Origin of the sequence: Zhurongbacter thermophilus, from assembly GCF_026184435.1 — a bacterium.
Taxonomy (GTDB): domain Bacteria; phylum Coprothermobacterota; class Coprothermobacteria; order Coprothermobacterales; family JAADFF01; genus JAADFF01.
In genome coordinates this window covers 298,165-319,816 of record NZ_CP046447.1, presented here as the reverse complement: position 1 = coordinate 319,816, position 21,652 = coordinate 298,165, and the positions used below count along the sequence as shown (strand labels likewise).

Annotated in this window: 24 protein-coding genes and 1 tRNA gene; 4 read left to right on the top strand and 21 right to left on the bottom strand. The window is 40.3% G+C overall.

All coding sequences use genetic code 11. The features are described from left to right. The 10 genes from GM182_RS01400 to GM182_RS01355 all read right to left on the bottom strand — a co-directional run bounded on the left by GM182_RS01400 (nt 1) and on the right by GM182_RS01355 (nt 9,707). Complete coding sequence (locus tag GM182_RS01400) at nt 1-963, bottom strand: ABC transporter permease subunit (protein WP_449186817.1); 963 nt, start codon at nt 961-963, stop codon at nt 1-3. Between the two features lie 5 nt (nt 964-968). After that, entirely contained in the window at nt 969-1,910 is a 942-nt protein-coding gene (locus GM182_RS01395; protein ID WP_449186816.1) for a carbohydrate ABC transporter permease, read from the bottom strand. A gap of 51 nt (nt 1,911-1,961) precedes the next feature. Continuing rightward, complete coding sequence (locus GM182_RS01390) at nt 1,962-3,629, bottom strand: extracellular solute-binding protein (RefSeq protein WP_449186815.1); 1,668 nt, start codon at nt 3,627-3,629, stop codon at nt 1,962-1,964. 155 nt (nt 3,630-3,784) lie between these two features. Beyond that, a tRNA-Arg gene (locus GM182_RS01385) sits at nt 3,785-3,861 on the bottom strand. Between the two features lie 15 nt (nt 3,862-3,876). Beyond that, on the bottom strand, nt 3,877-5,058 hold the full coding sequence (locus tag GM182_RS01380) for a CDP-glycerol glycerophosphotransferase family protein (protein WP_449186814.1): 1,182 nt from the start codon (nt 5,056-5,058) through the stop codon (nt 3,877-3,879). Nucleotides 5,059-5,063: 5 nt separating this feature from the next. Beyond that, entirely contained in the window at nt 5,064-5,585 is a 522-nt protein-coding gene (tagD, locus tag GM182_RS01375; RefSeq protein ID WP_449186813.1) for a glycerol-3-phosphate cytidylyltransferase, read from the bottom strand. 122 nt (nt 5,586-5,707) lie between these two features. Next, a complete protein-coding gene (lysS, locus tag GM182_RS01370) occupies nt 5,708-7,198 on the bottom strand; it encodes a lysine--tRNA ligase (RefSeq protein ID WP_449186812.1) in 1,491 nt (496 codons plus the stop codon). A 12-nt stretch (nt 7,199-7,210) separates the two neighbouring features. Then, a complete protein-coding gene (greA, locus tag GM182_RS01365) occupies nt 7,211-7,696 on the bottom strand; it encodes a transcription elongation factor GreA (protein WP_449186811.1) in 486 nt (161 codons plus the stop codon). Continuing rightward, on the bottom strand, nt 7,689-8,783 hold the full coding sequence (locus GM182_RS01360) for a shikimate dehydrogenase (protein ID WP_449186810.1): 1,095 nt from the start codon (nt 8,781-8,783) through the stop codon (nt 7,689-7,691). The genes greA and GM182_RS01360 overlap by 8 nt, the downstream gene beginning before the upstream one ends. A gap of 9 nt (nt 8,784-8,792) precedes the next feature. Beyond that, nucleotides 8,793-9,707, bottom strand: coding sequence for a DUF8754 domain-containing protein (locus GM182_RS01355; protein WP_449186809.1), 915 nt, complete (start codon nt 9,705-9,707; stop codon nt 8,793-8,795). 122 nt (nt 9,708-9,829) lie between these two features. Between GM182_RS01355 and GM182_RS01350 the strand changes: the two genes are divergently transcribed. Next, complete coding sequence (locus GM182_RS01350; protein WP_449186808.1) at nt 9,830-10,888, top strand: flagellin; 1,059 nt, start codon at nt 9,830-9,832, stop codon at nt 10,886-10,888. Here the strand turns inward: GM182_RS01350 and GM182_RS01345 are convergent. The 9 genes from GM182_RS01345 to GM182_RS01305 all read right to left on the bottom strand — a co-directional run bounded on the left by GM182_RS01345 (nt 10,856) and on the right by GM182_RS01305 (nt 17,985). Continuing rightward, nucleotides 10,856-11,278 (bottom strand): hypothetical protein, encoded by a 423-nt coding sequence (locus tag GM182_RS01345; protein WP_449186807.1) that lies wholly within the window; start codon nt 11,276-11,278, stop codon nt 10,856-10,858. The two genes, GM182_RS01350 and GM182_RS01345, sit on opposite strands and share 33 nt — an antisense overlap. Further along, nucleotides 11,250-11,669 (bottom strand): hypothetical protein, encoded by a 420-nt coding sequence (locus GM182_RS01340; protein ID WP_449186806.1) that lies wholly within the window; start codon nt 11,667-11,669, stop codon nt 11,250-11,252. The genes GM182_RS01345 and GM182_RS01340 overlap by 29 nt, the downstream gene beginning before the upstream one ends. A gap of 58 nt (nt 11,670-11,727) precedes the next feature. After that, nucleotides 11,728-13,353 (bottom strand): carbon starvation CstA family protein, encoded by a 1,626-nt coding sequence (locus tag GM182_RS01335; RefSeq protein ID WP_449186805.1) that lies wholly within the window; start codon nt 13,351-13,353, stop codon nt 11,728-11,730. 16 nt (nt 13,354-13,369) lie between these two features. Then, nucleotides 13,370-13,798: a hypothetical protein gene (locus GM182_RS01330; RefSeq protein ID WP_449186804.1), complete on the bottom strand. Its 429-nt coding sequence runs from the start codon at nt 13,796-13,798 to the stop codon at nt 13,370-13,372. An 85-nt stretch (nt 13,799-13,883) separates the two neighbouring features. Further along, complete coding sequence (locus tag GM182_RS01325) at nt 13,884-14,498, bottom strand: hypothetical protein (protein WP_449186803.1); 615 nt, start codon at nt 14,496-14,498, stop codon at nt 13,884-13,886. Further along, a complete protein-coding gene (locus GM182_RS01320) occupies nt 14,476-15,186 on the bottom strand; it encodes a hypothetical protein (RefSeq protein ID WP_449186802.1) in 711 nt (236 codons plus the stop codon). The genes GM182_RS01325 and GM182_RS01320 overlap by 23 nt, the downstream gene beginning before the upstream one ends. Continuing rightward, nucleotides 15,177-16,055, bottom strand: a complete 879-nt coding sequence (locus GM182_RS01315; RefSeq protein WP_449186801.1) for a hypothetical protein — start codon at nt 16,053-16,055, stop codon at nt 15,177-15,179. Before GM182_RS01315 ends, GM182_RS01320 begins: the two co-directional genes overlap by 10 nt. Continuing rightward, nucleotides 16,055-17,023: a hypothetical protein gene (locus tag GM182_RS01310; protein WP_449186800.1), complete on the bottom strand. Its 969-nt coding sequence runs from the start codon at nt 17,021-17,023 to the stop codon at nt 16,055-16,057. Before GM182_RS01310 ends, GM182_RS01315 begins: the two co-directional genes overlap by 1 nt. Next, on the bottom strand, nt 17,020-17,985 hold the full coding sequence (locus GM182_RS01305; protein ID WP_449186799.1) for a hypothetical protein: 966 nt from the start codon (nt 17,983-17,985) through the stop codon (nt 17,020-17,022). The genes GM182_RS01310 and GM182_RS01305 overlap by 4 nt, the downstream gene beginning before the upstream one ends. Nucleotides 17,986-18,116: 131 nt before the next feature. On the opposite strand from GM182_RS01305, the gene hflK reads away from it, so the two are divergent. From hflK to GM182_RS01290, 3 genes are read left to right on the top strand one after another with little or no spacing between them, the layout of a single operon-like run. Next, on the top strand, nt 18,117-19,127 hold the full coding sequence (gene hflK, locus GM182_RS01300; RefSeq protein WP_449186798.1) for an FtsH protease activity modulator HflK: 1,011 nt from the start codon (nt 18,117-18,119) through the stop codon (nt 19,125-19,127). Next, a complete protein-coding gene (hflC, locus tag GM182_RS01295) occupies nt 19,124-19,996 on the top strand; it encodes a protease modulator HflC (RefSeq protein ID WP_449186797.1) in 873 nt (290 codons plus the stop codon). The genes hflK and hflC overlap by 4 nt, the downstream gene beginning before the upstream one ends. After that, entirely contained in the window at nt 19,993-20,490 is a 498-nt protein-coding gene (locus GM182_RS01290) for a nucleoside-triphosphatase (RefSeq protein ID WP_449186796.1), read from the top strand. The genes hflC and GM182_RS01290 overlap by 4 nt, the downstream gene beginning before the upstream one ends. 42 nt (nt 20,491-20,532) lie before the next feature. Here GM182_RS01290 and GM182_RS01285 read toward each other — a convergent pair whose 3' ends face one another. Together GM182_RS01285 and GM182_RS01280 are read right to left on the bottom strand one after the other, a co-directional pair. After that, nucleotides 20,533-20,862 carry an NINE protein gene (locus GM182_RS01285; RefSeq protein WP_449186795.1) on the bottom strand — a complete coding sequence of 110 codons (330 nt, stop codon included), beginning with the start codon at nt 20,860-20,862 and terminating at the stop codon, nt 20,533-20,535. A gap of 120 nt (nt 20,863-20,982) precedes the next feature. Then, complete coding sequence (locus GM182_RS01280) at nt 20,983-21,225, bottom strand: hypothetical protein (protein ID WP_449186794.1); 243 nt, start codon at nt 21,223-21,225, stop codon at nt 20,983-20,985. Between the last annotated feature and the right edge of the window lie 427 nt (nt 21,226-21,652).

Here is a 21,652-nt window from a genome sequence, read left to right as displayed (position 1 = left end):
TTATCCTTTAACGGATCCCTTCAGGAGACCCGAAAGTAAATACTTCTGGAATGCAAGAAACACTACCGTTACAGGAACTGCTACAAGCACAGAGGCCGCTGCAAACTTCGTAATGTTAAGTCCGTAAGACCCTACATACAGAAGGTTATACATCCACAGTGGCAATGTAGCCAGTGTGTTACTGGATATAAGAATAAGAGCCATAACATATTCAAGCCATGCCCCCATAAACGCAAACAGTCCTGTAACGGCAAGACCCGGTAATGACAGGGGAACAATGATTTTCCAGTAAATGGTCCATGGACTGGCACCATCTACCATAGCGGCCTCATCAAGTTCCCTAGGAATAGCATCCATGAATGCCCTAAGATTCCAGACAGCAAATGGCAGGTTAAAACCTGTATAAGCTATAACAAGAGCCCAATGAACCTTAGGCATACCAAGGAAAGGCTTGGCTGATGTCAGTCCTAATTTTACAAATACCACATACAGGGCTATCATGCCCACCATAGCGGGAAACATCTGAGAGACCATATAGTAGAAGTAAAAAAGAAATTTACCGGGAAACTCATATCGCGAAAAGCCATATGCTGTCATAGACGCCACAAAAAGTGTAATAATAACCGTTAGTGTGGCTATTTTCACAGATGTCCAAAAAGCCCTCATAAATGTACTGGGTTTTCGGGTAATGACTTTAACAACCTTTCTTGTTGTTGTTACCGTTCCATCTGACAGGGTTATAGTAACTGTCTTTTTTATCTCACGAGGTCTCTTCAAAGGTTTACCCAATATAATCTCATCATAGTTTTTCAGCGTAAGATTCTTCAGTGAAGGAACCACTACATCATTGGTGGGCTGAAAAGACATCAGCACTACCCATGAAACAGGCAGCAGTATAGCCAAGACGAAGAGTAGTAAAACAAGTCTAGTAATAAGTCTTTTCATAAAGCTTGTTTTTTCCATAGCTATCACTCCTCTGCCCATTTCTGAAGCTTCATATTAATAAGGGATAGTGCCAGAAGCACAAAGAATACAACATATCCCAAAGCTGCTGCGATATTCCATGCATGTTGGTTGTAGAAGTAGTTGTACATGTATGTGATAAGCAAGTTGGTAGCACCATAACTGTATACTTTACCTCCAACAGTTACACTTACAACAGGTCCTCCCTTGTTAAAGAGCCATATGACATCAAACTTATTAAAAGTCCATATGATACCTAATAAAATAGAAGGCATCATAACCCTAAGCACAAGGGGAACGGTAATATACCTTATCTTTTGCCATGGAGTAGCACCATCAACGGAGGCAGCTTCGTAAAGTTCTGCAGGAATAGATTGCAGAGCCCCAAGTGCAATAATCATCATAAAAGGTACACCAAGCCATATATTAATAATAAGAACGGCAATACGAGCCCAGAAGGGACTAGTCATCCACGGGATAGGATGAATACCAATGTAGGTAAGCATGGCATTAATGAAGCCATTTTCATAAAACATAGCTCTCCATACCAAGATAGTAACAAATGCGGGAATAGCCCACGGCAAAATGAGAATAAACCGCCATATGGTTTTTTCTACCGTCGACATCCATTTGTTATTAAGCATAATAGCGAGAGTAATACCCAATGAAACATGGAAAAAAACATTGATAAAAGTCCACACGATATTCCACTGAAGAGTTTTAAAGAGAATAACTCCGTCGTTCTTTATAATCCAACGAAAATTGTCAAAACCAACAAACCTTATCACCTTAAAACCTTCTCTAACGAAATCACCTATTACCTGTTTTTCAAGATTGGTAAAAGCTATGACAAGAGAAAAGACCAGCGGAAGGAAACTCAAAAAGAATATAAGAAGCATTCCTGGTGACACGAAAAAGTACGCTGTTTTATAATCTTTTTTCGCCATCACTATTCCCCCTCAAAAATAAAGGGGTGGCACATGCCACCCCTTTCTGCCTTACTTATTAATCTTTGCCATAATCTTCTCATAGGCAGATTCAAGAGCTTGCTTAGGTGTCTGCTGTCCCGTATACACCAGTTGAAGTGCACTATCCATCTCACCCCATACAGAACCCATCTCCGGAATATTGGGCATTGGTATACCGAGCGCTGCTTGTGCAGAGAAACCTTTGATAACCTCATCATTTCTAATATCAGATTTCATATAAAGATCAACCAGAGCGGGAATATGTCCTACCTCTTTGGCAAGGCGGTATGGAGCATTATAGCCATCTTCATCTGTCACAAGACCTGTAAAGAATTTCATAAACTCAAGAGCGGCCTCTTTGTTCTGACTCTCTGAAGACATATAAATATTCTTTACACCTACAAACGGCTTTCCACCGGGAATCAGCTCAATAGAAGCAGACGGCACCTTCTTCTTGATATCACCCCATGCCCATGGTCCATTGATAATCATAGCAGCCTTACCCTTGGTAAAGCTATCCATCATCATACTATAATCTGGTGGATCCTGCGGTAATACTCCATTTTTCTTCAGCTGTAGTAAATAATTCATAGCCTGAATAGCTCCTTCATTTTTAATAGGATCAACAGTTAGCTTTCCATTTTTATACGCAAATATACCGCCACCAAATCCGAAGTGGAAAGGAGCATAGAAGTAGAATGTTGTTACAGGAAATACCAGTGGTTGCACCCCATCCTTGACAAGAGACTTAGCATTCAGCAGTTCCTCTCTTGTTGTAGGCACCTTGTTTATAAGGTCTTTATTAACGATAAGTGCTACAGATTCGAAAGATTCAGGAAGAGCCCAAAGATGCCCTTTATATGTATCTGCCTGCAAAGTAACAGGAACAAAATAAGCCCTGAGCTTCAAAGGATCTATATACTTATCAATAGGCTCAATAACCTTGTAGTAATCGGCCAGTTCACCAACCCAGTCATGAGGTCCAATAAATAGATCTGGACCTTGCCCCTGAGGAATAGCCATAGTCAGTTTATTCTTTAAATCATTGAATGGAACAGACACCTGATCAACAGTAACATATGGATACATCTCTTGGAACCTATCTATAATCTCGTCAAGAATTTCAGCTTCGGTAGAATCAGTACCCCATCCATGCCATATAACAATTTCACCTGATACATCTGTATTAGCCTTTATAGACAAGTCAAAATTTGCGATGATAACACGATAAGCCTGAGGATCCCATCTGACAGCAAATCCCAATGCCTCCGATACAAACCTTACAGGCACAAGTGTTCTACCGGCCTTCTTATCGACATATGGTTTGACATCCATCTTTTTGTCTTTACCATTAATACGAATAGTATTTTTTCCTTTGCTCTTGGCAGTAACAGGCCATAGTTCTATTGTTTTACCGGGCATTGTAATAATGACTTTCTGCTCCTTGGCATCCCAGTCAACCTTGGCACCAAGAACTTCCGATACAAATCTCAAAGGAACAAACGTTCTATTGTTGGTAATAACTGGAGCCACATCCATCTGTGTACCAGACTTTCCATTGATAAGAACATTTTTCTTACCAATAAACAGTTCGATCATCTTTTTGTCTGCTGCATAAGTACTCGACGGTGCTGATACGAATACCAATACCGACATGACCAATGAAAGAACCAGCACCATCACAGTGAACTTCTTCATAACCCGCACACCTCCCTAAGGGATTTATTGGAGGATTAATAACCTCCCACTATTTAATATAAGTCCAGAGGTTAAAATAGGGAGACAGTAAAAGGGAGACATGCATCATTTTATGCAAAAAACACTGCATATTTACGCTTATAGAATTTAACATTTGGTGCACCTGGGGGGAGTCGAACCCCCAACCTCAGGCTCCGGAGGCCTGCGCTCTAACCTGTTGAGCTACAGGTGCACCACTCAAGAGGGATTATATCAGAAGTCTACCTTCCTCATCAAATAATACTGAAGCATGTTGCACAGCCTTTTCTATTACATAATGAAAGCCTTTTTCTCCTATAAGCTGAAGAAGTTTCCATACTCTTTGTGATGACATTCCATCCTTATAGTGATGAACAATATCTCTGATAAACTGCCTCTCCCTGCGATACCAGTTAGGATCTTCAAGGATTCTTACAATAGTGCTCTCCAACTCGTCTTGGGTATAAGCCTTAGGACCAGGTGCCCACACATCATAAGGATCAAGCAAAAATCCTCTACGTTTCATGTAAATATTAATATCAGGAGGATAAAAAACAATAGGTCTATCAAGAAGAAGGTAGTCAAAATAGACAGAAGAATAGTCGGTAATAAGTAGGGATGCAGCACCTAAAATCCCGTAAAAGTCCATATCACTACCTATAAGATGTTCATCTCTCAGCACAAAGATATGCTCATAAGATGAGAAGTCGTACATTTTAGAGACAATTTCCTCCTCAAACGGGTGAAACTTAACAACAAGTATCAGATCATTTCTTTCAAGGAAGTCTTCCAGCCTATCAAAGTCCAGTCCCCTATCAACATCACCCTCTATCTTATCTTCTCGTCCGAGTCTAAATGTTGGCATATAGAAGAGTATAGGTTTTTCTACAGGAATCTCAGGAAATATAAGTTGAAGTTTGGAGAGAGAGGCATCATCAAATAGAAAATCATTCCGGGGCATTCCCGTAATAATAAAGCTTTCGGCTTCTTTATGCATACACGCGGCCATAAGAGAAGAATAGGTACGAGAATAGGAAAGCAGAATATCAACCTCGTCTGCCCACCGTGATAGAAGAAGTTTTCTATCTTCCTTCTTTTCACCATAATCCATGGCAACCATACCCTTTAGAGGAAAACCATGCCACATTTCGATGGAAACTTGTCCTTCTCTAGCACGCCATGTACCATGTGTACCGAGTAAAAAATCGGACTCATATATACGGAATATATCATCAGGACCTTCTTTAAGTAGCCAAAAATCCCACCTTCTATGTCCCCAACCGTATTTTAGAGGAAAAAAGCGTATAAAAACATCAAAAATATCACGAAACTCAGCAGGCATCTGCTTATATAATGCAACAGTATTAGAACCACTGACATTGTGATATATCAGTGATACCTTATAAGACATAGGCATCACTCTCCAAATTCTTTCTTCAGCTCAGCCAAAATATCAAATGCCTTTTTCAGAGTCTCAAAGTCTATTTCAGAAAGTACAGCCAATGCCTCATCAAGTTTCTTCAGAGGTATAGACGATGCAGCTCCAAGCACCTTCTTAATCTTTGTTGTAGATATGCCTTTCGTACGAGGCAAATATACAACCTCCACACCATATTCTTTGAGATAGTCAAACTTACCCTTCCAATCTTCTCCCATGACAAGCACATCTACCCCATACTTTTTCACATCTTCTACTTTTTGGTCCCAAGAGGTTTCGGGAATAACCATGTCAACGCCTTTAATATTTTTCACAATCTCAGCACGATGCTCAAATGGAATAATGGCATGCTTACCTTTAATGGCATTAAATTCATCTGTAGATACGGCTACTATAAGAAAATCACCATATTGCTTAGCCCTCTGAAGAAGTCTAAGGTGACCAATATGGAAAAGGTCAAATGTTCCATAGGTAATAACAACCTTTTTGCCATCTTTCAATGAAACCACCTCCTACACTGTATTTGGGGCTACAAGTTAATAATACCAGATTATAAATACAAATAAAAAAGAGGGGCCAATGAGCCCCTCAACTTATCACCACGAATAATATTAAATGTATTCTACCCTTCCTCTTCTTCTCCCAAATCAGTATCAGATATCTTCTTAGGTCTCAGCAGTGGGAAAAGAATAACATCTCTGATAGAATCTTTGCCTGTTAGGAACATAACAAGCCTGTCAATACCTATACCCAACCCACCTGTAGGTGGTAGTCCATACTCAAGCGCAATAATATAGTCTTCGTCAATCTCTGCCATGGCCTCATCGTCACCTTGTCTCCTGGCCTCCACCTGTTTCTTAAACCTCTCAAGCTGATCCCTTGGATCCTGCAGCTCAGAAAAGGCATTGGCAAGCTCAACTCCAGCAACAAAAAGTTCAAAACGCTCAACAAAGTTTGGATCATCTTTTTTCTTCTTGGCAAGAGGACTTATCTCAAGGGGATAATCTATGATAAACGTCGGATTAACTATCTTGGGTTGCACAACAGAATCGAATATTTCCTGGACATAGTTAATCCAGACAGGTGGTTTCTTCATCTCAAGACCAAGGTCTTCAAACACCTTCTTTGCCTTCTCCTCTGTATCAATCATATCCCATGTAATTTTGCCATCGGTAAAGTGGGCAAAAGCCTCCTTATATGGTATCCGTGGGAATGGTTTCTTCACATATACCTCTTTGCCAAGCCAGTTTATGGGCTGGGGAATATTGAGGGTTTCCACAAGATACACAAATAAATCCTCCACCAAGTTCATAATATCCGTATAATCGGCATATGCTTGATACAGCTCCATCATAGAAAACTCTGGATTGTGCATAGAATCAATACCCTCGTTGCGGAAGTTTTTACCCATCTCAAATACCTTGGGAAAACCTCCAACAATAAGCCTCTTGAGGTATAGCTCTGGAGCAATCCTCAGATACAGATCAATATCAAGGGCATTGTGATGGGTAATAAATGGTCTCGCCGATGCACCACCATAAATGGGCTGAAGCACAGGTGTTTCAACCTCAATGAATCCTCTATCATAAAGGAACTTGCGAATAGCCGTAATAATCTTAGAGCGAAGCATAAAAGTTTTCATAGAATCTGGATTCATAATCAGGTCAAGATACCTGTGGCGACTACGCAGCTCAACATCTCTCAGACCATGCCACTTTTCTGGTAGAGGACGAAGGCTCTTTGTCATCCATTTCCACTCTTTAACAGCAATAGTGAGCTCTCCCCTCTGTGTATGGAACAGCTCACCTTTCACCCAAATGGTATCACCAATATCAGCATACTTTCTAAACAGATTATAAGATTCGCTACCAAGCACAGGCTTCTCAAGTGCTATCTGTATACGGCCAGACCAATCTCTAATATCACCAAAAGTCAGCTTTCCATGGGCGCGCTTGGCGTGAAGTCTACCTACAGCTTCAACCTCTGTGCCATCCTCCAGCTCCCTTATCTCGGCGATAGGCACAACCTTATCAAGCCTGTGACCAAAAACATCTATTCCTCTATCTCTTTCAAGTCTTTCAAGCTTTTCATATCTGACATCTCTTTCCTTCACATCTCTCACCCTCTACCCAAGAGATATTTCCATAATCTCATACCTCATGAGTTTACCTGAAGGAGACACAAACTCAACAATATCACCCACAGATTTACCTAGAATAGCCTTACCCAATGAGCTATCTGTAGAAATTTTACCAGAATATATATCTACCTCTTCGTGATTGCCAACAAGAGTGTATTTCTTTACCTTACCCCTGTTAAGATCCTTTAATGTAACCGTAACACCTACAACGACCTTATCAAGGTCAAGGCTGCTTGTATCTATAATTTCTGCATTGTCAAGTAAATTCTCAAGAGTACGAATACGATCCTCCACATGTGCCATTTCTTCTTTAGCTGCATGATATTCGGAATTTTCACTAAGGTCGCCCATACTCCTTGCCTCTGCAATACGCTCTGCAACTTCCTTTTTCTTGACCTCTTTAAGATATTTCAGTTCCTCCACCAGTTTTTTGTAACCTTCTTCGGTTAGAAGAACCTTGTCGTTAACCATAACTGTTCACCCTCCTTGAGATAATTTCTCTCATATGTTTTATCTTTTCCTCACTTACCGGCAAATCAAACGAACGCATCCATATAAGCTCAAACCCATGCTTTTTTGCCCACTGACCTGTCTGAAGAACCTGATCCTCCTTAAGCTCCTTTGTCAGAGAAAAGTCACCTGACCAGCCCTCTAGGGCTAACATCATTGTTTCTGCCATACATGCAAAGGCTGTACCGGGTGGAAAGCCAAAATCAAAGTTAAATTCCACATCTCCCGGTATTTTAACTACACCACCATCAATAACAAGGACATCATCCCTGTCTTTCACAGCCTCTGCCACATCTCTTGGACGGGACACATCCACTATAACCGCACCACTTTTCACATCATCAGCCCCTATTATAGCATCTACAGCCGATGATACTGTCACCGCCATATCCGCTTGTCGCATTATACCCTTTACATCGTCAGATGACAAGACCTCTGCGTTTGTTAGTGGCCTAAGCTCTGACGCCACCTTCTCTGCCTTTTCTTTATTTCTACCAACAATAACCATCTTTCCATTCACTTTGGGAGCAAGTAGTTTAGCAACAATTCTGCCTATAGAACCTGTTCCTCCTACAACAGCTAGTGTAAGATTGGGATCTTCCGGATTAAGGCCAATCTCCCTTGCCCCCATAAGAAGGGCCTCATGGGCCGTATAAGCCGTGTAGGAGTTACCTGTAGTTACTCCTATACCATCAAGAGCCTCTGCAGCCTTAACCCCAGCTCCTCCTACAATAGCAGTAAAGGCCCCTAGTCCCATAATGGTAGCCCCAAGCTTTTCACCAATATGGCCAGCCTCTATAATACGCTGGGTGGCTATGTCATCATGTTTCAACATGAGGTCAGGTGTCATAGGAATAATAATAAACCATCCCTCTGCGGTATCACCAGTTTTTGATTTAATGCCGGTAATGTGAGACGCAATAAATGGTTTCTTCTTTGTCATATAAAACTCAACAACACGCCTGGGCAACCACTTGGCCCAAGGTTTCTCTCTATAAACATGCTCCATGTCAAGAGGGTGAAGCAGAAAAACAAACTTGCCGTGCACTCCCATCACCTACTCATTGAGTATTCTTACTGTTGGCTTTATACCCATTTTATCTATCAACTCCTCATAGGGTGAAAAATCCGGTCCTTCAGGTTTATAACCAAGTAGTGTAGCAAATACCCCTTCCATAACATTGGTGCCAAATGAGCGACCTTCAAGCACAGGTGTTGTAGTAATAAGCATTTTTGCCCCTCGCCTTGCAACCTCCTGTGCATCTTCAGGTGTCGTCGTATTGGTGAAGATTATTTTACCATCTAAACGCTCAGGCATATATTTTTTGATATACAGGAAATCTCCCGCAATAACATCAGCCCAATCAAAATATCTCTTTGTCATATTATTTGCCCCACTACCATACTCCTCTTGCTTTTTACCTATAGGATAAAGCATGGAGAATGGTAGCTGAACAGCAATAGGTAAAGCAAGAGAACCTATAGTAAAGAGTGCCCTTAATGTTCTTACAGGGAAGTTTATACCCAGAGCGAAAATGACATCACCATATATAACCTCTCCACCTATACGATATATAGATTCGGCCATACCCCATCTATCTACAGCGCTAACTACAAGATATTTATAATAAGGTTTAAAAACACCTTCTTTCACAAGATACTCTACAGCCTTTCTCTCCAGTGTGTGTTTAAGCCCGCTACCATCGGTAAGAAAACTCTTTTTTACAGCCTTTAAAAAGACCTTGCTATCGCGTATAGTGTAGCGCTTTTTCCCGAGCCATAGATACAAATCTGTACCACCAACACCAATGGCATCAACCCTTCCATCAAGCTCACGCATCATCTGGGCAGCCTTTTTTATATCTCCATCTGTACCAATACGCTCAAGTTCAAATTCCTTACCTAAAAATGTGGCTCTTGCCTTGTGATTCCTCTTTGAGGAGCCTATACTAACACTAACCACACGATGCATAATAACCACCTCCCATGACTGTAGAAACTGGGGATATTCTATCACTTTACATTTATTTATTGGAGTTTTATTTCAATGTTCCGATAAATATTGTGGCAGACCTAAAAAAGGAGGTGCAAAGGGTGGCGTCTGACATCACACATATACGAAGTAGTTCCGCTGCATTATCAGCACTGTATCACTTAAAACTCGTTAACAACGATCTCGCCATACGGGGCAAAAAACTAGCCTTTGGCTTACGTCTTGTAAATGCAGCAGAAGACCCTGCAGGAACCCGTATTTCTATTAATATGGAAGCACGCAAGCGAGGATTGGGGGTAGCTATTGACAACATATGGGATGCTAAGAACATGCTAACCGTCGCAGAAGGTGGTCTCACGAAAATCAAAGATGTGCTTCTTGAGATTAGAGATAAACTTACACAAGCAGCTAATGAATCTATGGGGCTGGAAGAGGGATTATCCATCGCCGCAGAAATACGCTCTTTTATGCATGAAATCGTAAGAATAGCCCATGAAACTCGGTGGAACGACTTGGGACTCTTAGATAGCAGCCCTCCACCAGAAGCCACATCATCAGCCAGTAGAACATTCCACTTTCATACAGGTAGTGGTCCCGGAGATGATGTGACATTTCAAAGAAGCTATCTATTTGATACGGCAAATATACAAAATGACGATTTATGGTCCAATTGGAAAGATAATGCCAATATACTAACGGTAAGGTTAGGCAATGTAGAAAACCCATCTGTTGCAATTACAGAAAGGGTATACGACTCAAGAACAGGATACACCAATGCCTCTGCAGAACTCAATGTCAAAGAAGTATACGAATCGTTAGGAATAGCAGAAAAAGTTGGTATTTCTGGCGCAAGTGATACTCATAACATTAACGCATCGGTTAACGAGCTTATACAAAAGGTTGATGCCCTGCTAACAGCAACTTCCGAGTGGATAACACATGTGGGAAGCATGATCTCACGACTTCAGACGAAAGAAGAGGCTATTATAATATCTAAGGTCAATGTGACAGCCTCACTTAGTCGTATCAGAGATGCGGACATGGCTAAGGAATATATGATAAAAACACGTGATGATATACTTCAGAATACCGCGCTGGCCTTTTTATCTCAGGCCAACATTAGTGCCTCAAATATTGTGGGCATGCTGGTGGGCAGATAATCCGGCATGCCCATTATTTTCTTCTAAAAGCCTTACTAGTATATTCTTAATGTCTCGTATAGGTGGAGTATCCTTATACACCTCCACAACCTTACCATCTTTATCTTTTATAACCCACAAAGAATTTGTACCTTTCACTCCGTACTTGAGCACATCAAAGAAAAACAATATATTTCTCGGGTCAACAACCTCTATGCGAAGGCGATCTCCGAACTCTTCTTTAAGAGCTGGAAGGTAAGTTTTCAGAGTCTCAAGGGCTTGCTTTGAAGGAAAGAATTGGTAATCATCTGTCTTTCTATAGGGAACTCTACCACAACCGCTATATACAATAGGCTTTTCTACAAATACGCGAAGTAACACGCTATCTTTTGTCCGAATCCTGTTCTTCATTCAAAAAACCTTCTTCAATAAGGAGTTGTCTTATCGCATCCCTTAACTCCTCATAAGGAGGCATACCACGAAATATTTTATATACTTCTCCATTAGGCCTTTGTATTACCCATAACGGTTCTTTTCCTTTGATTTTATACTTAAAAACATCGGGTAGAAGAAGAATGTTGCGGGGATCAAGGCTCTGATAATCGACATACTCTGTACCAAATTCTTCTCTGAGCCTAGGCATATACTCTTTAACCGTTTCCGTCTCCGTTTTCAGATGAAAGGTATTAAAGTCCTCGGTTTCACCGTAGTCAATATCAAAACACCCAGAATATACCTGAGCCTTTTCCATATACAGTTTTACAACAATTTTCTTCTCTTTATCTTTCTTCTTTCCAAACATCTGTATCACCCCTAATAAATAAAGGGGGAGCAAGGCTCCCCCTCTACAATCATACTTTTTAGGCAGCTTCCTTTCCATGAAGCACCAGATATGCCTCATACGCAAGCCACAATGCCAAAATAATCAGTAATGTAGCAGTGATAGAGAGAACTTTGGAAGTCTTCCAAGTATCAACAACAAGAATACCAAGTGCTGTAATAGTTGTAATCATCATGAATACCATAGGATACATGGCGAATGCAGCATTTTTCTTAAGGCCACGAATAACCCAAACACCAAGACCAAGAAGTGCAAGACCGGCAACAAGCTGGTTAGCAGAACCAAACACTGGCCAAATAACCTTCCACATAGGAATAGGATTACCAGCTGCATCAGTAGCCTTGGAGAAGACCAGGATGGTGGCAAATACAATACCAATGATGGATGCAGTGTATCTATCTACCTTGCCGTCAAAGAACTCCTGGAACTGATATCTGGCAAGTCTGGTAGCAGTATCAAGAGAAGTCAAGATAAAGGAGTTCAGAGCAAGCAGACCTATTGCCATACCTACACTATGAGGAATACCAAAGAGTGTTGCAAATTTACCTATACCATCACCAAATGTCGCCAGTGGGTTTGTAAACTTACCACCAGTCATAATAACAGTACCTATAGCAATGGTTGCAACAATACCCTCAAGGAGCATACCACCATAACCAATCATACGGGCATGGCTCTCTTTGTCGATCTGCTTAGATGTAGTACCAGAACCAACGAGTGAGTGGAAACCAGATATAGCACCACAGGCAATGGTAATAAACAGAAGTGGCCACAGATATTTACCATCTGCAGGTGTAAAACCTTTGAATGCAGGTAATGTCTCCTTAACATCTGCCATAAATTTAGGACCAAATATCATACCCACACCGCCTATAAAGACGGAAACATAGAGAAGCCAAGAAGATAGATAGTCTCTTGGCTGCAGCAGAATCCATACTGGCAGTACAGATGCGAGGAAAATGTAAGCAATAAGAATCCATTTCCAAGTCATTACATTAAACTGGAAAAGATTTGCCACACTGGGCATATATACACCAACAATAACGGCAAGGAACACAAGAGGAACCATAATTAGTGTGGCAATACCGAGAGAAATATTCCATCTGTAAACCATGTAACCAAATATAAGAGCAAACAAGATGTACATGGTGGCTGCAAATGCTACAGCGGCATTAGCTGCAAGGGTGGCAGCTGCCAGCTCAAGGAAGACAGCAATAACGAGAACAAGGGCAAGCCATGTGAATATGAGGAATAATTTCTTAGCACGGGGGCCAACCCACTGCTTGATAACCTCACCCATAGAAAGGCCACCATGACGCATAGATGCGACTACAGCACCCATGTCGTGCACACCGCCAAAGAACACAGAACCTATGGTAACCCATAAAAATGCAGGAAGCCAACCCCAAAGGGCAGCAGCCTTGATAGGACCGACAATTGGTCCTGCACCGGCAATAGATGCAAAGTGGTGACCAAGAAGGACCATTGGATGGGCAGGAACATAGTCTACACCATCAAATTTAGAATGAGCAGGTGTTGGATTGTTGTCATCAAGCTCAAACACATTGGCAAGATAACCACCATACCAATAGTAACCAAAGATAAACCAAGCCGCTGCAATAATAAACAGCAGTGTCAAAAGCATGAATCTCACCTCCTAGTTATATATTGTCTAAACCCCTATGCTTAGCATAGGCGGTTTTTGCCACATACCAGATATAACTAAGGTCACGAAACTTTCTCGGAGCGTATTTCCCCTCTTCATGAGGTGAGATGTAAGCAACTTCCGCAAATCCCTTAAATCCTAACCAGAAACTCTTAGAAAAATGCTTTTTATCCCAGTGGTCTGAAACAAGGGCAATTCTCTGTGTCATAACACCATCTACTGGAGCAAGCATAGATATAATATCCTCTTTAGAAGGATACTTTACAAGGATATAATCATGAAGATAATATGATCCAACCTCTCCCAAAAGCCCACCTTTTATAGCCCGAATATAGCGAAACCATCCTTCACCATATTTTCCCTTATATGGGTCGAATCCCATTTCTGCCATAATTTCATTCATCAGTGCATCATCTGGTGTCATAGTTTCCTCCTTTTTTTTCTGGGCATAAAAATTATAAAACTTATTCTCCGTGTAGTAACCTATAAGTTCTTAATGCTCTTAACAATCACCGTTTATACAAAACTTTCTCTATATAAACACCATCAACATAACCAGCAACATCTATTCCCATAAGGCGTGCAGTATCCCATGTAGCCTTTATATCTATATCTCTTAAACGATATGGAAGTGCAGAAATAGGAATAAACGAGTAGTCTATACAGCTACCATTCTCATTCCAGTGCAGATATCCCACATGGGTTTTCTGAAACGAAAAAAAACTCTCCTTATCTAAGTGCTCTTTATACCACTTTATAAGATCCTCCCGCATTACAAGTATCATGGCAAAGTTTATTAGCTCCCTATCTTCAGGACCTAATCCCAAGCCGGGAGCCAAAGAAGAAGCCAAGTTTTTAGCCCTATAAACAGGTGCAATTACAATATCCATATCAAGGGCCGTTTTCGCCTCCATTCGCCACGCATCATATAATCGCTCATAGCCTATATAAGGAACACAATCAAGGTACCTCTGTAATATTGATATTTGCTTTGCAGAATACGGTGGCAAAGAAGCATCAGAAGATGGAGAAGGACTACGAGAAAGCAAAGAAAACACAAAGCCTAAACCGATAACAAGTATTACTGTAAAAAAGGAAGTTCTAAATCCCTTCCCATATTTCATGGCTATACCATACAAATGTTTCTCTTAGTGTAGGAAGCTGGTTATCCAGCACCTCTCTCCAAATATCTCTCCACTCTCCCGGCAAAGAGGCGGGTGTAGCTCCCGCTTTTACCCTAAGCATGGCCCTATAAGGAAACGGCTCATATAGTTTTAGCTCAGGCAAAAACACCCTGAGATAATATGTAGTAAACGGCACATCTATACGGGGAAGAGGAGCCCTCACCACATTAACATCTTCTGTAGGAAGAGGAAGACCTGGATAAGGAACAAACACCTTTTTAGCATATTTCAGCAACCTGGCATGGGATTTCTTTTCAACCCCAAGAAAGGTAGGTTTGCACATATGGTGCCATATAACATAGTACTGACCTTTTATATCTTTGAGTATAGAAGACAGAGACAGTGCCAGTGAATTATATGGCAAAGAGATAAGCACCTTCTCACCTGACAAAACTAATTCTTTAATATGTGAAGGCATACTAAATGGGGCCGAGGTATATGGTGTAAGCACCTCTTTGGGAATATAAAACACATCAGCATCAATATCGGGTGGATACAAAGAAACAGGGGCAATAACAGTAACACGATATTTTCTTCGTATAAACTCAGAAATGAGAAAATAAAGCCACTCCCTACCAGCACATCTTTCCCATTTTGGCATTACAACATAAAGCTGTCTTATACCCATACACCCTCACTTTCTATATGCACAGCTGGCTTAACCATGCCAGTCAACATTTTTGTAAACAAAGAGACAACAACGCCTCCCATCCACCATTCTATCAAGAGCGGGACAAAAACAAGTGGTAAAAGATAGGCTACACTGGGATATGTAATAAGCACTACCACGGCAGACACCATAGAAAAGGCAACAAAATAACCTATAAAATTACGGGGAGCTATATCAATAGATAAGATAGTATCTTTTTCCTCATTCAATGCCGCTCTAACAAGCCACATCTTGGCAAGCCATTTGTCCGGCAAAAGTACCCATATAATGGTAACAACAATCATGGAAATAATGCCTCCAAGATTGACAATAAACAACCAACCAGCAGATACAGGATCTATACCCTTAGATATAAGTAGAACATAAAGCACATAATCTTTAACAGCATAAAGACCGGCAGCCAACATAGTAGCAATCAATATCATAGCCCTATAAGTCTTTAATTTATCCGCAACAAGCATATATTTCTTCCCAATAGGCACAAGAAAAGCCTTGACCCCTTTTCCAGATACAGCATATCTGAGTACAGCATATGTTGACACCCACCATGCCATACTTCTAAGAGATATATCCAGCAAGGTAAAAGTTAATGTAGATGCCATGTTTATAGCAGATTCCATGTCTTTACCTATAGCAATAGTTTGTGATGAGTGTTTTACCATCTCAGGTAACCAGTCAAGTAAAAGTTGCTTTTTCACAGCCATAGGAGAGAAAAGAACGTGAAACACTCCTATCCATATAAATAACACAAAAAACACCCATACATCCCATGAAATATATTTGATTCTAACAGCAACCGGTATAGGTAGTTTAGAAGCTTCGTCCACTATGCTCTCCCCCTCACACGGAAATTCGTAACCATCACATCATCCCAAGCTTCACAAACCGGAACCTCTAAATCACCTTCTGTAAAAATATGGCCAACAATACCGAGAGCAAGAACACGCTCTATAGGGTCAGCAACAGCCTCTTTCCACAGGAGGCTATAATGTTCAACATACTCTATACTTGGTAAATCGGGTATGTTCTTTTTACCATAAACATAAAGTAGCAGGTAATCTCTAATTCTCTCGAAAATTACACCATACCCTTTATCTTGATACCACCACTTTACCAGATAACCATAAAAAACATCTTTTACACTACGTAACGGATGCAAGTATAGCTTTCCTTTATAGCTAACCCCACTAACCAGCTTATCGATATATTCATACTCAGCAGGCAAATCCCCTATAACAAGAACCGGTCTATCTTTGACATCTGTGTTGTACTTTTCAAGACTGGTAAAGGCAAGAGCCGTATCTGGCCTTTTCAGTATAAGACTAATCTTATTGAGATACATAACATCGACATCATCAACAGGTTCGATGTGAAGCATTTTCTCCCACACAAACTTATACAATGCAGCTACAGGAGCAGGATACGCAGCAATATGTGGAACAAGTGCAGACATTTTATCAAATACCTTTCCCATACCCTCTAAATTTCCATTCTTTCCCGATATAAAGTTAAAGATATCTCCCATTACCTTGTCTATCCCCTCGTAATCACCTACAAGATATAATAGATACTCACCTGTCATCTGTTTACCAAACACATAAATACCATTAGATACCGCATATAAGCCATCTTCCTTTAGTGGAATATCTATATCTAGCAAAGAACCCATCATTGCACTAAAGTAAACTGCCAGAGCCCTTGTGTGCACATCTTTAGCAGAAACAGACAATGAAAAGAAGCTTAAGGAGGGATCACTATTTAAGACGGAGTATTTTCTATCTACAATAATATTCATACTTTCACCTCCGGGTAAGCAACAATATCTTTCACTGGAGATGTTCTAATAACTCTAAAGATTCTCTTAAAACCAATGAGATCCATACGCGGCACCAGAGACACAATATCTTCTGGTAAAAGTCTCGAACGCAGAGGAGATGTAATATCCATGATAGTAAGCAATCTAGCAGAAGGACGATTAAACAATATAGAAAGCGAAGTCTTCAATCTTCCTCTAAATGCATCTAAAGTATTTCTCTTAACAAGTTCCTGTGGCAAAAAGTCCATGGAAGTAATAGAAAAGATACTATCTATAAATGTTCTACCCTTTTTCTCCTCATCGACGGGAACAAGAATCCACGGTGCAATGATAAACGTATTGCCTAAACGATCTGAAGAAACCCCAGAGGAAATAATCGTTGGCATTTTTATAGAACCAGGTATTTCCATGCTGTCCACTATGGTAGCAGGATTAAATGCCGGTAATACCCCCATCAAATAGAGAATATCCTCCGTTTTACCAATAGGAACAAACCATACCTTCATTATTAGCACACCTGGAATGCCCGATACAGTAGTCTCATATATTGTTTCTGGCGTGGGAATAACCACCAGATTAGATTCAACATCATCAAACCCCAGAGTAGTAACCGAGGACACAATATAAGGTGCAATATCACCAACAACCTTCTCATCAAGATACTCATAAAGAATATTGTGAATAAGAGAAATGTCTTCTGCTGGTGCGGTATCGTCACTTACATTGTTCAGTTTATCTCTAATCATACGAAATAAATCTTCTACTTCCCCTTCTGTTTCTCCAATAACAACAGCCCGAAAAACCCCAGGAGCAGAAAGCACCCTGATATTTTGAGAAGACAAAGCATATGTCTTTTTCCAATCATTTGTAGGCATTTCTATAGCAAAACCATGAAGACCACCTGATATTTGAACAAATTTTTTATCGTATAATGCACTCAACATTATCACCTCCGCTATATAGACTTTACCACAATACTCCAATTAGCACACTATAGCTATATACATACAAAAAAACATCCTCCTATACCATCACTAAACCCCATGATACAATGGCGATGGAGGTGAAGTCTATGCAATCAGAGTTTAAAATTCCCACCAGAGAGCATATCCATATAAGAAACCGCAAAATATCCATATGGGGTATTCTTATAGCACTATTCCTCGTCTACCTTGTATACAGCTCTTTCTACATCGTACCCACAGGCTCGCAAGCAGTTGTGTTTAGATTTGGTAAACTCATGGACATAAAAGATGCCGGCATCCACTTCAAAATACCGTTCATCGACAGCGTCCAGGTTGTCTCTGTAGAGGAGATAAGAAGATACGAATTTGGATACCGTACCATAGACCCCGGACCACCGGCAAAGTACAAAGATGTTCCAGGTGAAAGCAAAATGCTAACATCAGACAATAAAATTGTCCATGTATATTGGGCCATGCAATACAAGGTATCCGATCCAGCCAAGTATGTCATCAATCTACCATCAGATAAGAAAAAACTGGAAAAAATCATTAGAGACACTGCAGAAAGTGTATTCAGACAGGTTGTAGCATCACATTCATTCGACGAAATACTGACAACAGGCAAAGAGCTTGTACAAACAGAGACAAAGCAGCGCATACAGGAAATCATGAGAGACTTAGGATATGGTCTTAATATCACAGCCGTACAGATACAAGATGTCATGCCTCCCGACGAGGTACAAGGGGCATTTAACGATGTTATCTCAGCAAGAGCTGAAAAGGAAAAGACCATACTAGAAGCTCAAAGCTATGCCAATAAAGTGCTTGCGGAAGTAAAAGGTACTGCCTCGAAAACCATCAATGAAGCTGAAGCATATAAATACCAGCGTATTAAGGAGGCTGAGGGGCGTGCCGGTAGATTAAGACTCCTTATACAAAGGCATTCAGAAGCCCCTAAAGTTGTGGAAACAGAACTTTTCTATGAGGCACTGAAAAAGATGTCGGAAAATGGCGTGAAATTTATTGTCGTAGGAGACGGAGTGAAGATTATCAATCTTGACAATCTTCTCCAATCCTTAAACAAGCAGTCTTCTTCACAGGGTGGTGATAGCAAATGAAAGGGAAAATCTGGAAAGCCATAGGTATCATTATTGTTATCGTCATACTACTTATCAGCACATCAGCTCTCTTTATTGTCCGTACAGACCAACAAGCTGTCGTTTTGAGATTTGGAAAAGTTATCAAGGTCATACAGTCTCCGGGTCTGTATGTTCGCGTTCCTTTCATGGACACAGTACATATATATACAAAGAAACTTCTTGAATACGATGCCGAACCTGTTACTGTAGTCACCCAAGACAAGAAAAATATTGTCATAGATACTATAGCCCTGTTTCGTATCACCGACCCTCTAACCTTTTACCAGAGGGTAAGAACTATACCCGGTGTTCAAGAAAGACTTGACGATGCCATATACTCTGCCGTTAGGGTCGTTATAGGGAAAAACAACTATGACGATATCCTTTACAGAAAGAGAGATGTCATTCAAAAAGAGATTATAGATAACGCCCGTCTCACCACGAAGGGATATGGCGTGAGTGTAGAGGTCATAAGGTTTAAAAGAGTCTTCATACCAGCAGAAAATGAAAAAGCTATATACCAATCTATGATAGCCGAAAGGCAGAGAGAGGCTGCTAAACTCAGGGCAGAAGGTCAAAGTGAGGCAATACGCATTCGCTCAGAAGCAGACAGAACAGCCAAAGAGATACTGGCAGATGCCTATAAGAAAGCAGAAATATTGAAAGGCGAAGGAGATGCCGAAGCACAACGCATCATCTCAGAAGTTGCCAAACTTGATCCAGTATTTTATACATTCCTACAGACCATGGACTTTTATAGTACATACCTAAAAGATACCATTATCGTCATATCTCCTGATAGTGATCTTTTCCGATACCTCGTAAATTTTGGAGGGATTAAACCTTGAAAATAGCCATAACAGGATCACCCAGAAGCGGAAAAACGACACTGGTAAAAGGAATACTCAAGCACATAGATGCCGTAGGCTTTTACACAGAGGAAATTAGACGGGCAGGCAGACGATATGGCTTTGACATCGTAACAACATGGGGAGAAAGGCTACCTCTAGCACGAGTAGGTAGCCACTCCCCTTTTAAAGTAGGTAAGTACGTCGTATTTCCTGAGAACCTCAAACCTGTAATAGAAAAACTACTCAATGTCTCCCCAAATACCACAGTAGTTATAGATGAAATAGGCAAGATGGAACTGTTGAATATAGAGTTTGCAAAAGTAGTAGAAAAGCTGTGGCAAGAACATAAAGACATAATTGTCACCATTCCTATCAAAGATGTTCATCCATTGATTAAGGATATAAGGCACTCTGCAGACAAACTATTTAACTTGGATAGGGAAAATATCTCATCTAAAAAGGTATTAGAAACTAAAAACAAAGAGGGCTAACATAGCCCTCTTTGCCTTTTTCCCCAATACTTATTAAGTTAGTTACTGACTGTTAGAACTATCATTCTGGTTTTGCTGAACCACAATAACCGTTTGTTTCTCCTTTTGCCACTTACATAAGTCTCCGGCCAAAACAACTACAAATAAATCAATCAGAACCCAAATAATATCAATAGCTATAAAAATAAAACCAATTAAGATACCACTGGTAATAATACCAATAATTGCCAAAATAATCTTAAGAACACCTGCCCAGGTTCTACCAACATAAAAATCATGTCCACCAAAGCCACCAAAGAAAAACCATAAAAGAAAAACAACAAATCTGGATTTTTTGCATGGAAACTCTTGCGTCTGCACAACATCCGCCATAAAAATTCCCCCTTTCGAAATATTTACTAATTTAAGTATACAATATTAACAATGTTTATAAATGAAACATATAACAGACAAACAGAAAGTTATCTATTAAATAGATATATTTAGAAACCTTCACTTATCCAAGAAACCTTTTTGAGCATCTTTATAAACAGTAAAAACAAGAACAATAAGAACAGTATAAAAAACGACCATAATGGCTATATAAATGGAAAGTTCAGGATGCAAATACACTCCCGGCAATACCAAGATAAACGGTAAAATCGCATCGATTCTGTTGGCTTTTCCATTTTTATAAAGTAGATAAGCAACAACGATGAAACACACCATAGATATTGCTATTGTAGCGGCTACCAACACAATCACCTCCAATTTAAGACTAAAACATTGACGCATTTATTATAACTAACTTTTGTTATATCGAAACTATATCGTTAACAATAGCCGATAATACACTTTTATCTATCGTCTCCGACTTTCTACATTATTTAAAATGGGTTAAGTACACCTCGAATATTAGATAGGAAACATTACAGTATAAATTATTTCGTATGTCAACGTGCATATACCCCACCTCGTGAAAAAATAAAAATGATAAAATAAGTTACAGAGCCTAATTTTACGGTTTTTAGCCTACCCATAGGGGGTGGAAACCGAAGAAACAGCCATTGACTCTCTGCGCAGTATGCTCGTTTTTAGCCTACCCATAGGGGGTGGAAACTCGGTTTAGCGGGTATATCCACCGCCCTTTGAGTGAGTTTTTAGCCTACCCATAGGGGGTGGA

Bases quoted from the DNA above. Each gene is read 5' to 3' on its own strand.
- GM182_RS01400 (WP_449186817.1), bottom strand. From the start codon at position 963: ATGGAAAAAACAAGCTTTATGAAAAGACTTATTACTAGACTTGTTTTA.
- GM182_RS01395 (WP_449186816.1), bottom strand. From the start codon at position 1,910: ATGGCGAAAAAAGATTATAAAACAGCGTACTTTTTCGTGTCACCAGGA.
- GM182_RS01390 (WP_449186815.1), bottom strand. From the start codon at position 3,629: ATGAAGAAGTTCACTGTGATGGTGCTGGTTCTTTCATTGGTCATGTCG.
- GM182_RS01380 (WP_449186814.1), bottom strand. From the start codon at position 5,058: ATGTCTTATAAGGTATCACTGATATATCACAATGTCAGTGGTTCTAAT.
- greA (WP_449186811.1), bottom strand. From the start codon at position 7,696: ATGGTTAACGACAAGGTTCTTCTAACCGAAGAAGGTTACAAAAAACTG.
- GM182_RS01355 (WP_449186809.1), bottom strand. From the start codon at position 9,707: ATGCATCGTGTGGTTAGTGTTAGTATAGGCTCCTCAAAGAGGAATCAC.
- GM182_RS01345 (WP_449186807.1), bottom strand. From the start codon at position 11,278: ATGAAGAACAGGATTCGGACAAAAGATAGCGTGTTACTTCGCGTATTT.
- GM182_RS01340 (WP_449186806.1), bottom strand. From the start codon at position 11,669: ATGTTTGGAAAGAAGAAAGATAAAGAGAAGAAAATTGTTGTAAAACTG.
- GM182_RS01335 (WP_449186805.1), bottom strand. From the start codon at position 13,353: ATGCTTTTGACACTGCTGTTTATTATTGCAGCGGCTTGGTTTATCTTT.
- GM182_RS01330 (WP_449186804.1), bottom strand. From the start codon at position 13,798: ATGACACCAGATGATGCACTGATGAATGAAATTATGGCAGAAATGGGA.
- GM182_RS01325 (WP_449186803.1), bottom strand. From the start codon at position 14,498: ATGAAATATGGGAAGGGATTTAGAACTTCCTTTTTTACAGTAATACTT.
- GM182_RS01320 (WP_449186802.1), bottom strand. From the start codon at position 15,186: ATGGGTATAAGACAGCTTTATGTTGTAATGCCAAAATGGGAAAGATGT.
- GM182_RS01310 (WP_449186800.1), bottom strand. From the start codon at position 17,023: ATGAATATTATTGTAGATAGAAAATACTCCGTCTTAAATAGTGATCCC.
- hflK (WP_449186798.1), top strand. From the start codon at position 18,117: ATGCAATCAGAGTTTAAAATTCCCACCAGAGAGCATATCCATATAAGA.
- hflC (WP_449186797.1), top strand. From the start codon at position 19,124: ATGAAAGGGAAAATCTGGAAAGCCATAGGTATCATTATTGTTATCGTC.
- GM182_RS01285 (WP_449186795.1), bottom strand. From the start codon at position 20,862: ATGGCGGATGTTGTGCAGACGCAAGAGTTTCCATGCAAAAAATCCAGA.